This window comes from Streptomyces sp. NPDC051320 (genome assembly GCF_040682175.1).
Taxonomy (GTDB): Bacteria; Actinomycetota; Actinomycetes; order Streptomycetales; family Streptomycetaceae; genus Streptomyces.
The window spans coordinates 231802-245755 of record NZ_JBFBAL010000007.1 but is presented as its reverse complement, the minus strand read 5'-3'; the positions used below and the strand labels follow the sequence as shown (position 1 = coordinate 245755).

The 13954-nt window shown below is 69.1% G+C and carries 13 protein-coding genes; 8 read left to right on the top strand and 5 right to left on the bottom strand.

Features of this window, described 5'->3' with window-relative positions:
- The first annotated feature begins 428 nt into the window (after positions 1-428).
- The 3 genes from serS (at position 429) to AB0M87_RS17885 (ending at position 3457) form a co-directional block, all read left to right on the top strand.
- Entirely contained in the window at positions 429-1706 is a 1278-nt protein-coding gene (gene serS, locus AB0M87_RS17895) for a serine--tRNA ligase (RefSeq protein WP_365853857.1), read from the top strand.
- A complete protein-coding gene (locus AB0M87_RS17890; protein WP_365853855.1) occupies positions 1703-2512 on the top strand; it encodes an HAD family hydrolase in 810 nt (269 codons plus the stop codon). The genes serS and AB0M87_RS17890 overlap by 4 nt, the downstream gene beginning before the upstream one ends.
- A 246-nt stretch (positions 2513-2758) precedes the next feature.
- The gene (locus tag AB0M87_RS17885; RefSeq protein ID WP_365853853.1) at positions 2759-3457 is read left to right on the top strand and encodes a hypothetical protein; all 699 of its coding nucleotides are present in this window, start codon (positions 2759-2761) and stop codon (positions 3455-3457) included.
- A gap of 45 nt (positions 3458-3502) precedes the next feature.
- Here AB0M87_RS17885 and AB0M87_RS17880 read toward each other — a convergent pair whose 3' ends face one another.
- Genes AB0M87_RS17880 through AB0M87_RS17865 form a run of 4 tightly spaced genes read right to left on the bottom strand, consistent with a single transcriptional unit; the run spans position 3503 to position 7051 of the window.
- A complete protein-coding gene (locus tag AB0M87_RS17880; protein ID WP_365853851.1) occupies positions 3503-4222 on the bottom strand; it encodes an ABC transporter permease in 720 nt (239 codons plus the stop codon).
- 17 nt (positions 4223-4239) lie between these two features.
- Positions 4240-5151 (bottom strand): ABC transporter ATP-binding protein, encoded by a 912-nt coding sequence (locus AB0M87_RS17875; protein ID WP_365853849.1) that lies wholly within the window; start codon positions 5149-5151, stop codon positions 4240-4242.
- Entirely contained in the window at positions 5148-6029 is an 882-nt protein-coding gene (locus tag AB0M87_RS17870) for an ABC transporter permease (RefSeq protein ID WP_365853847.1), read from the bottom strand. The genes AB0M87_RS17875 and AB0M87_RS17870 overlap by 4 nt, the downstream gene beginning before the upstream one ends.
- Positions 6026-7051 carry an ABC transporter ATP-binding protein gene (locus AB0M87_RS17865; RefSeq protein WP_365854133.1) on the bottom strand — a complete coding sequence of 342 codons (1026 nt, stop codon included), beginning with the start codon at positions 7049-7051 and terminating at the stop codon, positions 6026-6028. Before AB0M87_RS17865 ends, AB0M87_RS17870 begins: the two co-directional genes overlap by 4 nt.
- 268 nt (positions 7052-7319) lie before the next feature.
- Between AB0M87_RS17865 and AB0M87_RS17860 the strand changes: the two genes are divergently transcribed.
- The 4 genes from AB0M87_RS17860 (at position 7320) to AB0M87_RS17845 (ending at position 11943) form a co-directional block, all read left to right on the top strand.
- On the top strand, positions 7320-8168 hold the full coding sequence (locus AB0M87_RS17860) for a M24 family metallopeptidase (protein ID WP_365853845.1): 849 nt from the start codon (positions 7320-7322) through the stop codon (positions 8166-8168).
- Complete coding sequence (locus tag AB0M87_RS17855) at positions 8165-9931, top strand: SDR family oxidoreductase (protein ID WP_365853843.1); 1767 nt, start codon at positions 8165-8167, stop codon at positions 9929-9931. Before AB0M87_RS17860 ends, AB0M87_RS17855 begins: the two co-directional genes overlap by 4 nt.
- Positions 9928-10860 carry a metal-dependent hydrolase gene (locus tag AB0M87_RS17850; RefSeq protein WP_365853840.1) on the top strand — a complete coding sequence of 311 codons (933 nt, stop codon included), beginning with the start codon at positions 9928-9930 and terminating at the stop codon, positions 10858-10860. The genes AB0M87_RS17855 and AB0M87_RS17850 overlap by 4 nt, the downstream gene beginning before the upstream one ends.
- Positions 10861-10983: 123 nt before the next feature.
- Complete coding sequence (locus tag AB0M87_RS17845) at positions 10984-11943, top strand: MerR family transcriptional regulator (protein WP_365854131.1); 960 nt, start codon at positions 10984-10986, stop codon at positions 11941-11943.
- 99 nt (positions 11944-12042) lie between these two features.
- Here AB0M87_RS17845 and AB0M87_RS17840 read toward each other — a convergent pair whose 3' ends face one another.
- A complete protein-coding gene (locus AB0M87_RS17840; RefSeq protein WP_365853838.1) occupies positions 12043-12942 on the bottom strand; it encodes an LLM class flavin-dependent oxidoreductase in 900 nt (299 codons plus the stop codon).
- Between the two features lie 102 nt (positions 12943-13044).
- Here AB0M87_RS17840 and AB0M87_RS17835 point away from each other — a divergent pair, with 102 nt between their 5' ends.
- On the top strand, positions 13045-13905 hold the full coding sequence (locus AB0M87_RS17835; RefSeq protein WP_365853836.1) for an HAD-IIB family hydrolase: 861 nt from the start codon (positions 13045-13047) through the stop codon (positions 13903-13905).
- The last annotated feature ends 49 nt before the right edge of the window (positions 13906-13954 follow it).

Below are 13954 nucleotides of genomic sequence, written 5' to 3'. Positions count from 1 at the left end.
CGACAAATCGGCCTGGTGATGGCACCTCCGGCCCGGGGCGACGGGTCGGCCGGTTCCTCGATCGCGTTGCTCGACTCCGGAGATCGGTCAATTCCCACCCGAATGAGTGCGCGAGTCGGGTTTACCGGAGAATCCGTCCCTTTCCTTCCCGCCCTGATAAATGATCCACTTCTCCGTCCACAGATCTTCCACACAGCCTGTGGATAACTTTTCGCGTTACTGGATTCCTGTGGATAACAGAACGCAAGTCCCCTGGAGAGACGGGGGCCAGGCCACCCCGGCGCACGGCGCTCACCCGAGGAGGCCGCCGATTGTTCGGCGATACACTCGACAATTCTTTATTGCTCCTATATCGCTTCAATTGGGACAAAACGCCAGGAATGTATATCGAGTCGATAGGCCGAAGCAGGCACCGGTAGCCTGGTGGGGTGATTGACCTTCGCCTGCTCCGTGAGGACCCCGACCGTGTTCGCGCCTCCCAGCGCGCCCGTGGAGAGGACGTCGCCCTCGTCGACGCCCTGCTCTCCGCCGACGAGCGGCGCAGGTCGTCCGGGATCCGTTTCGACGAACTCCGCTCCGAGCAGAAATCGCTCGGCAAGCTGATCCCCAAGGCCTCCGGTGACGAGAAGGCCGAGCTGCTGAAGAGGACCGGACAGCTCTCGGCCGCCGTCAAGGCGGCCGACGCCGAGCAGAACGAGGCGGACGAGGAGACCAAGCGCCTGCTGCTCCAGCTGGGCAACCTGGTGCACCCCGACGTCCCCATCGGCGGCGAGGAGGACTTCACCGTCCTGGAGACGCACGGCACGATCCGCGACTTCGGGGCCGAGGGCTTCAGCCCCAAGGACCATCTGGAGCTCGGCGAGGCGCTGGGCGCCATCGACATGGAACGCGGCGCGAAGGTCTCGGGCTCGCGTTTCTACTACTTGACCGGGATCGGCGCCCTGCTCGAACTCGCGCTGGTCAATGCGGCGATCGCGCAGGCCACCGAGGCCGGGTTCGTCCCGATGCTGACGCCCGCCCTGGTCCGTCCGCGCGCCATGGAAGGCACCGGATTCCTCGGCCAGGCCGCCGAGAACGTCTACCACCTGGAGAAGGACGACTACTACCTGGTCGGCACCTCCGAAGTACCGCTCGCCGCTTACCACATGGACGAGATCCTCGACGCGAACCAGCTGCCGCTGCGGTACGCCGGCTTCTCGCCGTGCTTCCGCCGGGAGGCCGGCACGTACGGCAAGGACACCCGGGGCATCTTCCGGGTGCACCAGTTCGACAAGGTCGAGATGTTCTCGTACGTCCACCCCGAGGACGCGCAGGCCGAGCACCAGCGGTTGCTCGAGTGGGAGAAGCAGTGGCTGACCGCCCTTGAGCTGCCGTTCCAGGTGATCGACGTGGCGACCGGCGATCTCGGGGCGTCCGCCTCACGGAAGTTCGACTGCGAGGCGTGGATTCCCACCCAGGGCAAGTACCGCGAGCTGACTTCCGCCTCGAACTGTGACGGGTTCCAGGCCCGCCGCCTGTCGGTCCGGATGCGTGAGGGCAAGAAGGTCCAGCCGCTGGCAACGCTGAACGGCACACTCTGCGCGGTGCCGCGCACCATCGTGGCGATCCTGGAGAACCACCAGCTCGCCGACGGCTCGGTGCGGGTCCCGCCGGTGCTGCGCCCGTACCTCGGTGGCAGGGAATTCCTGACGCCCACGTCCAAGTGACCGTCCCCGCCCTGCCCTACCGGATCGTCGCTACGGATCTCGACGGCACACTGCTGCGCGGTGACGGATCGGTCTCGGAGCGTACCCGCGACGCGCTCGCCGCGGCCACCGCGGCGGGCGCCGCGCACATCGTCGTCACCGGGCGGGCCGTCCCCTGGACACGGCACATCCTCGATGACCTGGGTTACCGGGGTCTGGCGGTCTGCGCGCAGGGTGCGCAGCTCTATCACGCCGGGGAACACCGGCTGCTCACATCGGTGACGCTGGACCGGCAGCTGGCGGCGCTCGCCCTCGCCAAGATCGAGGCCGAGGTCGGACCGCTCGCCCTGGCCGCGAGCCGCGACGGTCTGGAGGGCGAGGTCCTGGTGGGTGCGGGCTACGTCCAGGAGGGCCCGCTGCCCGTGCTGCCCTTCGACGACCGGGCCGAGCTCTGGTCCTCGCCGCTGAACAAGGTCTACATCCAGCACCCCGAGATGAGTGACGACGCACTGGCCCAGGTCGCACGGCAGGCCGTGGGCAATCTGGTGGACGTGGTGATGGCGGGCGCCGGTGTGGTGGAGATCCTGCCGTTGGGCCTGAGCAAGGCGACCGGTCTCTCGCTGGCGGCCCGGCGGCTGAAGCTGAGGGCCGCGGACACCATCGCGTTCGGGGACATGCCGAACGACATCCCGATGTTCGGCTGGGCGGCGCACGGGGTCGCGATGGCCAACGCACACGACGAGCTCAAGGCCGTGGCCGACGAGGTGACCCGTTCCAACGAGAACGACGGCATCGCGGTGGTACTGGAGCGGCTGCTCCGCGGCTGAGCCCTCCCGGCGCCGGATCCTGCGCGGGGTGCGTGACTCATAGGACTATGCGGTCGTTGTCCCGGACGCGTGGAGGCAACTGGAGTGAGCGGCGTCGAGTTGATGTGAAGTCGGGGAGTGCCGGTTCCGGAACAGACCGGGCCGGTCATGGAGCCAGTGGCGTAGATGAGCGGACCTGCACCCCTGAAGCCCGGGGAGAGGGCCGTCCCAGTCATGCACCACTGACCATGAACGGCAGGCTCACCCATGCCATCCGAAATCGCCCTGCTCGAATCGCGCACGCTGCGCGCGGACCATCTGGGGCGCGTCGACGTCCTGGACAAGGTCAAGGCCCTCGCCCTGCTGCCGGACGGGATCCATGTCCGTACGGAGGACGTGGCGCGGTACTTCGACGTATCCACAAGCTCCGTCAGAAGGTTGACCGACCGCCATCGCGCGGAGCTGACCGAGAACGGGATGCGCGTACTACGAGGCTCTGACCTCGAGCGATTTAAGAGCGACACATTGTCGCTCTATTCCTGTGCGTCGGAAAGTTATCCACAGCCCCGCTCGGGGCTGCGGCTCTTCACCCGCCGCACGGTCCTCAACGTCGCCATGCTGCTGCGTGACAGCGAAGTCGCCCGGCGGGTCCGCTCGTATCTCCTCGACACGGAGGCACAGCACCGGCCGGCGCTCGGCTTCGACCCCCGTTACGACGGCCTGGACCACCGGGTCACCCGGCTGGAGTCGGCGATGGGCGAGGTCGGCCCGGCGCTCCGGGAACTGGGTCCGGTGCTGCTCCGGATGTCCCAACGGCTGGAGTCGCTGGACCAGCGGCTCGACGCCACCAACCGGGTCGTCGGCGCGATGAGCGTACGGGTCACGCACCTCGGCGAGGATGTCGCGGAGATCAAGCGCCAACTGCGGCACGCGCCGCGTCAGCGGGGCCGTAACCGCCGGCGCTGAGTGCACCACCCCGGGGCCGGGGCGAAGCCTCGGCCCCGGGGGTTCTCACTCCTCGCCGGCGAGCGTCAGGCGCCGCAGCTTCTGGCCCGCGTACCAGGTCGCTAGAACCGTGACGCCGGCGAGCAGCACCACGGCCAGCGGCAGTCCGACATCCGAGCTGATGGCTCCGGGGTTTCCGATCTTCTCGGCCAGCGACAGCGACCACTGCTGGATGCTGAGCGTGCGCGCCCCGGGCACCAGACTGCCGAAGAGAGTCTCCCAGACCAGCGCGTAGACGAGACCGGCGACCACCGCGTGCCGGGTGACGGTGCCCAGGAGCAGGAAGACAGCGGCGTACGCGATCGACGCCACCAGCGAGGCGACCGTGTAGGCCACCGCGATCTGCTGGCCGTTGCCGTTGAGGATCATGCCGGCGACGAACGTCGGGATGGCGGAGAAGGCCATCGTCACGGCGATCGCCACGATGAGCTTCGTGAAGATGATGGTGGGGCGTTTCACCGGCTTGGCGAGCAGATAGACGATCGAACCGTCGTCGATCTCCGGGCCGATCGCACCCGTGCCCGCGATGACACCGATCAGCGGCACCATGGTCGCCATGGCGAAACCGCCGAGTACATGGGTGGCGACCTGGTCGTCGGCTCCGCTGAACGCACGCACCGCGGCGGCGATCACGATCAGCAGGGCCGGCAGTACGAACAGGATCGCGGCTCGGCGACGGCCGAGCAGGGCCCGGTAGGTGAGCCGGGCGACTGTGGGGTTGTACATGGACGTCACAGCTCCTTTCAGGCCGCTACGAGGTAGGAGAAGACCGACTCGAGCGACTCGTCCGAGGGCGAGACGGTGAGGAGACGGACGCCGTGTTCACGGGCGACGCGCGGCAGCAGCGTCGTGAACCGGCCGAAGTCGACCGCCTGGATGCGCAGCGCGCCCTCGGTCACGTCGACCTCGATACCGGCGGTCGACGGGTCGGCGATCAGCGCGGCGGCAAGGGCGCGATCGTCGCTGGAGCGTACGAGATAGCGGTGCGGGCGGTCCGTCATCAGGCGGCGGATCTTGCGGAAGTCACCGGACGCGGCATGCCGTCCCGCCACGATCACCTCGATGTGCGAGGCCAGTTGCTCGACCTCCTCGAGGATGTGCGAGGAGAACAGAACGGTGCGGCCATCGGCTCCCATGTGGCGCAGCAGCTCCATCAGCTGCATGCGCTGCCGGGGGTCCATGCCGTTGAAGGGTTCGTCGAGCAGCAGCACGCTCGGGTCGTGGACCAGGGCGGACGCCATCTTCACGCGCTGCCGCATGCCCTTGCTGTAGGTCGAGATCTTGCGGTCCTGCGCCTGCTCCATCTCGACCGTGGCGAGGGCCCGCTGAGCGGCGCGCTCGTCCAGGCCGTGCAGTTCGGCGTTGGCGACGACGAACTCGCGCCCGGTCAGGAAGTCGTACATCCCTTCCCGTTCGGGCACGATGCCGATCTTGCGGTAGACGGACTCGTTGCGCCAGATCGGTGCACCGTCGAGTGTGACGGTGCCGGTGGAGGGGGCGAGGAAGCCGCCCATCATGTTGATGAGGGTCGACTTGCCCGCCCCGTTGGGGCCGAGCAGGCCGGTGACGCCGGGGCCCACGGTCATGGTGACGTCGTTGACGGCGACCACATTGCCGAACCAGCGGGAAGTGTGGTCGATGTTGATCGTGGTCACAGCCCGACCTTCCGGTAGCGGCGCATCAGGACGGCGTACGAGCCGGCGACGAGCGCGAGGATCACGAGCAGATAGACGACGCCGGCCCCGGTTCCCGGGCCCTCTCCGCCGGGGAAGGAGGAGGTGGCGCCGAGGAAGGCGGTCTGCAGGCCGTCGATCAGGGTGATCGGCGAGAAGAGTCCGAGCCATTTCACGGCGCCCGGCGCGTCCTGTTCGAAGGCGATGGCCTGGACCGTGGAGACCGCGCCGTAGGTGATGGTCAGTACCGCGATGACGGCGGCAACACCGAAACCGCGGCGCGGGGTGAGCGCGGCCACCACCAGGGCGATACCGGAGAAGAGCACGGAGAGCAGCGCCACCGAGACCAGCCCCTGGCCGAATCCCTTGGTCTGATCGGCGAAGTCGAGCTTGGCGAGCAGCGCACCGACGTAGAGGATCACCAGCGGCGCCGCGGTGAGGGCGAAGAGCGCCGAGGCCAGCGCGCCGAACTTGGCCGCGACGTAGTCGACCCGCTCGATGGGCCGTGAGAAGTACAGCGGGATGGACTTGAAACGCAGATCGCGGGAGACCGACTGCGGGGCCTGCGCGGCAAGGAACAGGCCGATGAGAGCCTGGGTGACGATGGCGTAGCGGGTGTAGTCGAGCGGCAGGTCCTTCGCCTTGGTCGCCACCGCGACCGCCACGAGGATCGCCGCGGGAACGCACATCACCGCGAAGAGGATCATCGGGAGGACCTTGGACTTGGCCGAGCGGCCGAGTCCGTACGCCCCGAGCAGGGACTGCGAGAAGAGCGAGCGGCGGGCGTAGGCACGGCCCAGGCGCGGGCCGTCGTACTCGCGGTATCCGATGTTGTGGATCTGACTGGTCTCGGTACTCATCGCGCCTGCACCTCCTGCTGGGTCTGCGGTTTCTGCTGGGATGGGGGGTTCTGCTGGGACGGGGGTACCTGCGGGGTCCGCTCTGCCTGCTGACCGGGGTGGAAGACCTCGGCGATGTGGTGACGGCGCTGTTCCATCCGGACCAGACCGAGGCCCAGGTCGGCGACCGTGTCACGGACCAGGTCGTAGGTGTCCTCGCCCTTGGCCTCGACCAGCAGGATGTGGCCGGCGCCCGGCAGACCGTCCTCGGTGCTCGCGGCGAGTGTCACACCCGCCGCGGCCAGCGACTCGCGCAGCGCGTGGGTGCCGTCCGGGTGGCTGTCCGAGTCGGTGACCTCGACCGCCAGCGTGGTGGTGCTCTGGGTGAAGTCACTGGTGGAGCTGGACCTCAGCAGCGAACCGCCGTCGATGACGACCACGTGGTCGCAGGTGCGCTCCAGCTCACCGAGGAGGTGCGAGGTGACCAGGACGGAGATGCCGAAGTCGGTATGGATACGGCGGATCAGGCCGAGCATCTCGTCACGGCCGGCCGGGTCGAGGCCGTTGGTCGGCTCGTCGAGCAGCACCAGCTGCGGGTCGTGGACCAGCGCCTGCGCCAGCTTCACCCGCTGCTTCATGCCGGTCGAATAGCCTCCGATGGGCCGGTACCGCTCCTCGTACAGGCCGACATGGCGCAGGGTGTCCGCGGTGCGTTCACGCGCCGCGGTGGGCGGCAGCCCGGACATCCGTGCCATGTGGACGACGAACTCGGTGGCCGAGACGTCCGGCGGCAGACAGTCGTGCTCGGGCATGTACCCGACGCGCTCACGGATCTCGCCACCGCTGGTGGCGACGTCGAGCCCGAGCACCGCGGCCCGGCCTTCCGTGGCGGGGGACAGACCCAGCAGGATCTTGATCAGGGTGGACTTGCCGGCTCCGTTGGCGCCCACCAGTCCGGTCACACCGGGTCCGATGTCCAAGGAGAGCCGGTCAAGCGCGGTTACCCGCGGGAACCGCTTGCTCAGGCTTTCGGTCACGATCACAGTCACATTCCGAAGGTAGTGGCGCACCCCACATCGAAGCGTCAGACCAGACGGCTGGATCCCTGTCCGACTCCAGGCGTACGGACCCGTAGGGGGCCGGTACGGGAGGACGACCCGGGCCTCGGGGCGGCCGGGTCCGGGATCCGTTGTCCACAGGCGCGGACCGACCTCTTGACGCAGCCGGCGGACATTGTCACATTCATCAGTGGCAGGGTTACGGCGTGATGTTACGAGCACGTACCGCACACAGAGGGGACGGTCGGTTCGCATGGCCTCGGTGGTGCTCAGCGGGCAGGCCGCAGAACTGCGGGGCTTCAGAGAGGTGCAGAGCCTCGCCTACGCCTGCGCGGAAGCGGTGGCCGCCCAGCTCCGGCCGGGTGTGACCGAGCGGGAAGCGGCGCGGATGCAGCGCGAGTGGCTGCACCGGCGGGGCGTGCGGGACTGGTTTCATCTGCCGTTCGCGTGGTTCGGTGACCGCACGGCCTTCGCGGGGTTCAAGGTGCCCCTGCAGTTCTTCCCGACCGGTCGGCGCCTCGAAGCCGGGATGCCGTTCATCCTCGACCTGGCCCCGGTCTTCAAGGGCTGCACGGCGGACGTCGGCTATTCGGGGTGTCTCGGTCTCCATCCGCTGCACGACAGGCTGCTCGCCGACCTCGAGCCGCATCGGGCACTGATCCTGCGTGAGGTGCGCGAAAGGCGCCCGCTGCGCGAGATCTATCAGGACGTGGAGCGGCTGATGACTGTGCAGGGCTATGCGAACCGGCACCGTGCCTACCCCTTCGGCGTGATCGCCCACACAGTGCACCGGGTCAGGGAGCGGCGCTGCTCGCCGCAGGTGTTCGGCTTCGGCACCCAGTCGCTGAAGGGGCTGGCGAGCGACGCGCTGCACGGACACCGGGACGGCTGGTCACCGCTGTGGAGCCCGCACCGCTTCTCCGATCACCCGCCGAGGGCAGGGCTGTGGGCAGTCGAGCCCCATCTCGGGTTCCGGGGCACCGGCGCGAAGTTCGAGGAGATCCTGGTGGTCACGGACTCCCGTGACCCGGAGCAGAGCGCCTTCTGGCTGGACGACGACCTGCCGCATGTGCGGCGCTGGGCAGAGGAGAGAGCCACATGAGCAGGGCCATCGAAGGAGCCCGCGAGCGCCGGGTGCGCACCGGCGGTGTCGACCTGTGTGTCGCCGAGCTGGGGGACCCGGGCCGGCCCACCGTGCTGCTGGTGCACGGCTACCCGGACAGCAAGGAGGTCTGGGCCCAGGTCGCCACCCGGCTCGCACCCCGCTTCCATGTGGTGCTCTACGACGTCCGTGGCCACGGCGGATCCACGGCTCCCGCCCCGCTGCGCGGGGGTTTCACCCTGGAGAAGCTGACCGATGACTTCCTGGCCGTGGCGGATGCGGTGAGCCCCGGCAAGCCGGTGCATCTGGTCGGCCACGACTGGGGTTCGGTGCAGTCCTGGGAGTTCGTGACGCTGTCCCGGACCGAAGGCCGGATCGCCTCGTTCACCTCGATGTCCGGGCCCTCACTCGACCACTTCGGGCACTGGATCAAGAAGCGGCTGTCCCGGCCCACCCCGCGCCGGGTGGGCCAACTGCTCGGCCAGGGCGCCAAGTCCTGGTACGTGTACCTGCTGCACACGCCGGTGCTGCCGGAGCTCGCCTGGCGAGGACCGCTCGGCAAGCGGTGGCCGAAGATCCTCCAGCGCGCCGAGAAGCTGCCCCCGGGTGACTACCCGACGGCCTCACTGCCCACGGACGCCGCGCACGGTGCCTGGCTCTACCGGGACAACGTACGCGCGCGGCTCCGCCGACCCCGTGCGGACGCTTATGCGCACGCACCGGTCCAGCTGATCACGCCGACCGGGGACGCCTTCCTCTCGGAGCATCTGTACGACGAACTGGAGCAGTGGGTACCGCAGCTGACGCGGCGAACCCTGCCGGTCAAGCACTGGGTGCCAAGGACCCGGCCGGACCGGCTGGCCGCCTGGATCGGTGAGTTCGTGACAGCCCACGAGGATCCCGGCCCGGTTCGTCGCACCGCGCCGACCGGAAAGTACGCGGCGCGATTCGCCGGCGCTCTCGTCCTCGTGACGGGCGCGGCCAGCGGCATCGGGCGGGCCACCGCCTTCAGCTTCGCCGAGGCCGGGGCCCGGGTCGTGGCCGTTGACCGGGACGCCGAAGGGGCGGCGCGTACGGCGGAGATGGCACGGCTGATCGGTGCTCCCGGTGCGTGGGGGGAGGCGGTGGACGTCAGCGACGAACGGGCGATGGAGCAATTCGCCGAGAAGGTCGCCGCCGAGTACGGCATCGTCGACGTCCTGGTCAACAACGCTGGGATCGGTCTCTCCGGATCCTTCTTCGACACCACGAGTGAGGACTGGCAGAAGGTCCTCGACGTCAATCTCTGGGGCGTCATCCATGGCTGCCGGCTCTTCGGCAAGCAGATGGCGGACCGCGGGCAGGGCGGCCACATCGTCAACACCGCTTCCGCGTCCGCCTACCAGCCTTCGAGGGCCCTGCCCGCTTACTCCACGTCCAAGGCGGCCGTGCTGATGCTGAGCGCCTGCCTGCGTGCGGAGCTGGCCGGACAGGGGATCGGGGTCAGCGCGATGTGCCCCGGCTTCGTCAACACCAACATCACCTCCACCGCGCGTTTCGCCGGGGTCTCCGCGGCCGAGGAGAAGCGCCGGCAGAAGAAGACGGCGCGGCTCTACGGGCTGCGCAACTACCCGCCGGAGAAGGTCGCCGAAGCGATCCTGGCCGCGGTGGTGCAGAACCGGGCGGTGGTCCCGGTCACGCCCGAGGCCCGCGGTGCCCTGCTGCTCTCTCGCTTCGCCCCCGCGTCGCTTCGTGCCATCGCCCGATTGGAGCCACCGCTGTGAGCACCGGGAAGACCACCCCGCCCGAACCGGCCGACGACACGCATGTGATCGCCCCGCGCCGCGTCTCCTTCGACTGGGAGCGCACCCCGCTGCACTGGATTCCGGATGAGCCGACCGCCACCCATGTGATCAACGTGCTGCATCTGCTGCTCCCGGCGGGCGAGCGGTGGTTCGTGAAGGTCTTCAAGGACGCCCTGCCCCTGGTCAGGGACGCAGGACTGCTCAAGGACGTCAAGGGGTTCATGGGCCAGGAAGCCACGCACAGCGTGCAGCACTCCCATGTCCTCGACCACCTCGCGGCCCAGCACCTCGCCACCGAGCCGTACACCCGGCACGTCGACTATCTCTTCGAGAAGCTGCTCGGCGAGCAGCCGCCGTTCGGGATACCGGTCCGGGAGCCGGAGTGGCTTCGCTTCCGGCTCGCCGTCGTCGCCGCGATCGAGCAGTTCACCGCGATTCTCGGCGACTGGGTGCTGAGCGCGGAGGGCCTCGACCTGGCAGGGTCCGACGAGGTGATGCTGGACCTGCTGCGCTGGCACGGCGCGGAGGAGGTCGAGCACCGGTCGGTGGCCTTCGACATGTACCAGCATTGCGGTGGCACGGGGTTCTCGCGCTACGCCCGGAGGGCCGAGGGGATGGTCATCGTCGCACCGGTGCTCCTGTGGCTGTGGGTGTGGGGCACTTCGTATCTGATACGCAACGACCCTCAGCTCAGCGGTCTCCGCTACACACTGCGCGAGCACAACAGAGCCGTTGCGAAAGGGCTGCTGCCGCGCTGGGGCGAACTGGGGTCGGCGATTCCCCGCTACTTCAAGCGGTCGTACCATCCCTCGCAGGAGGGCTCGCTGCGCAAGGCGGTCGAGTACCTCGCGGTCTCACCCGCCGCCCGGGCGGCGGCCGGTGCGATCGGACGGGCGGCTCTGTCGTAGGCGGGGCACCGAAGCGCCTGAGCAGGCCCGGCAGCATAGGGAGTGAGCGTGTCCGGCCAGACAGCGGCACAGACCGGGTCGCAGACAACGGCACAGGCGGGGTCTCGGGCGGCGCCGGCACAGGTGTCGGCATCCGGGCCCGACCCCCGGCAGGCGGGCGCCGAATACCGGATCGAGGATCTGGCGCATCACAGTGGCGCCACCGTCCGTACGATCCGTGGCTACCAGGACCGCGGACTGCTGCCCAGACCGCAGCGGCGCGGCCGGTCGAATGTGTACGGAGACAACCACCTGGCCCGGCTTCGCCAGATCGCCGATCTGCTCGACCGCGGATACACCCTGGCCTCGATCAAGGAACTGCTGGAGGCCTGGGACGCGGGGCGCGGGCTCGGCGGAGTGCTGGGCCTGGTCGCCGAGGTCAGCGGCCCGTGGACTGACGAGGAACCCGCCCGCCTCTCGCGTGCCGAGCTGGACGAGAGATTCGGCGGTGTCTCAGACAACGACGCCGTCGCCGATGCGCTGGCACTGGGCGTACTGGAGCCCATCGCCGACCGGGAGGACGAATTTCTGGTGCCCAGTCCTCAGGAGCTCGCGGTGGCCGTGGAACTGCATGCCGCCGGCGTCCCACTGCGGGCCATCACCGGCCACCTGCGCGAGCTGCGCGGGCAGGTGGAGCACATCGCCTCCCGCTTCCTCGAATTCACCACCGAGCACGTCTTCGCCCGCTATCTCGGGCACCCCCCACCCACCGAGGGCGAAGCAGCCGAAGCGGCCTCGCTGGTGCGCCGGCTGAGGCCGCTGGCCCAGCAGAGCGTGGACGCCGAACTGGCCCGGGCCATGCGGTTGTTCGCCACTCAACACCTCCAGCAGCACCTCATGCACGGGGCCCCGCCGGCGCATGCCGGCGAGCCCGCGGTGCCCGTCGCCGCCGGCACCCTGAGCGCGGTCGAGGAATTGGTCGGCCGGGAGAACGCGGCAGCGTTCATCACCGCGGCCACCGAACGAGAGCTGCAAGCAAGGACGTTGGACGCACTGACCGCACCTCGACACAGAAGCCGGGACGACGACCCAAAGACCCCATGAGGGCCAAAGGCACTACAAGGGCGTTGACTTGTCCACAGTTTCGTCCCTCAGCCTGTGGACAACCCCGCCTGCCTGTGGATCACTGCTCTCCCGGAGGCGCTATCCCCGGAGTTGCGCCGGCGCCTCGGTCGCGATCTGCTCGAACACCTTCTCGTCGGCCGCGAAATCCGACCCGGGGATGGGCGCGTGGATCGCGATGTCGGTGATACCGAGCGCCAAGTGGCGGCCCGCGAAGTCCACAAAGGCGTCCAGGGATTCCATCGGCCGCGCCCGGTCCGGCGTGAAGCCGGTGAGCAGCACCTTGTCCAGTTCGGCGGCGTCCCTGCCGATCTCCGCACAAGCCGCAACGAGCTTGCCGATCTGTCCGCGGATCGCTGCCACGGACTGCTCGGGGGTCCCCGCCTCGAAGAGCTTCGGGTCGCCCGTCGTCACCCAAGCCTGGCCGTGCCGCGCGGCGAGCTTCAGCCCGCGGGGCCCGGTGGCGGCCACCGCGAAGGGAAGCCGGGGCCGCTGCACACACCCGGGGATGTTGCGCGCCTCCTCAGCGGAGTAATGCGCGCCCCGGTACGAGACCGATTCCTCGGTCAGCAGCCGGTCGAGCAGCGGTACGAACTCTCCGAATCTGTCCGCCCGCTCCCGTGGGGTCCACGGCTCCTGGCCCAGTGCCGTGGCGTCGAAGCCGTTGCCCCCCGCGCCGATGCCCAGCGTGATCCGTCCACCGGAGACATCGTCCAGCGTGATGAGGTCCTTGGCGAGCGTCACCGGATGCCTGAAGTTCGGTGAGGTGACGAGGGTGCCCAGCCGCAGCCGTGACGTGGCGGCCGCCGCGGCAGTCAGCGTAGGGACGGCACCGAACCAGGGCCCGTCGCGGAAGGTGCGCCACGACAGGTGGTCATAGGTGTACGCGGTGTCGAAGCCGAGGCTTTCGGCTCGCCGCCACTGGTCGCGGCCGCCATCGGACCAGCGGCGGACGGGAAGGATCACGGTGCTCAGACGCATGGTCCGAGCTTAGGCGTCTCCGACCGGACCGCGGAGGCCGCGTGAGCTCTCACATGTGCGCCCCTTCGCACGTCCGTGCACCCGGTGCGGGACAATACGTCGGTGACCTCAGCTAACGGCCTCGCATCCGCTTCCATTCCTCCGCCCCGGCTGATCGCCACCGACCTGGACGGGACCCTGCTGCGCGACGACAAAACCGTGTCGGCCCGAACGATCGCGGCACTCGCCGCCGCCGAGAAGGCCGGCATCGACGTTTTCTTCGTCACGGGGCGCCCGGCCCGGTGGATGGACGTCGTCAGGGACCACGTGCACGGTCACGGCCTTGTCATCTGCGGCAACGGCGCGGCAGTGGTCGATCTGCACGGCGACGAGGGCGGACACGTCTTCGTCAAGGTGCTCCCACTGGAGCGCATCGACGCACTCGACGTGATCTCCCTCGTGCGGGCCGCCGCTCCCGGCACGTCCTTCGCCGTCGAGCGCACCGGCGGCATCCACCATGAACCCGGCTACCCGCCTCTCACCTTCGATCCGGCATCGAGTGTGGCCCCGGCCGAAAAGCTGCTCGCCCGGCACGCGGACGCCGCGGGACAGCCCGTGCTGAAGCTGCTCGCCCACCACCCCGAGCTGTCCCCCGACGACTTCCTCGCCCTGGCCAGGGCCTCCGTGGGTGACCGCGCGTCCATCACTCGGTCCAGCCCGACCGCGTTGCTGGAGATCAGCGGCCCCGGCGTCTCCAAGGCGGGCACTCTCGCACTGTGCTGCGCCGAGCGCGGCGTCGCCCCCGCCGAGGTGGTGGCCTTCGGTGACATGCCGAACGACGTGGAGATGCTGAGCTGGGCGGGCACCTCGTATGCGATGGGCAACGCTCACCCCCTGGCGGTGGCCGCCGCTTCGGGTCGTACGGTCGCCAACAACGAGGACGGCGTCGCGGTCGTCATCGAGCAGATCCTGGGAGCCCTCTGACCGATCCTGAAAGTTCTCCGAGGCGTCCTCAAGGTTTTCCGAGGCGTCC

Bases quoted from the DNA above. Each gene is read 5' to 3' on its own strand.
- AB0M87_RS17855 (WP_365853843.1), top strand. From the start codon at position 8,165: ATGAGCAGGGCCATCGAAGGAGCCCGCGAGCGCCGGGTGCGCACCGGC.
- AB0M87_RS17880 (WP_365853851.1), bottom strand. From the start codon at position 4,222: ATGTACAACCCCACAGTCGCCCGGCTCACCTACCGGGCCCTGCTCGGC.
- AB0M87_RS17840 (WP_365853838.1), bottom strand. From the start codon at position 12,942: ATGCGTCTGAGCACCGTGATCCTTCCCGTCCGCCGCTGGTCCGATGGC.
- AB0M87_RS17860 (WP_365853845.1), top strand. From the start codon at position 7,320: ATGGCCTCGGTGGTGCTCAGCGGGCAGGCCGCAGAACTGCGGGGCTTC.
- AB0M87_RS17870 (WP_365853847.1), bottom strand. From the start codon at position 6,029: ATGAGTACCGAGACCAGTCAGATCCACAACATCGGATACCGCGAGTAC.
- AB0M87_RS17885 (WP_365853853.1), top strand. From the start codon at position 2,759: ATGCCATCCGAAATCGCCCTGCTCGAATCGCGCACGCTGCGCGCGGAC.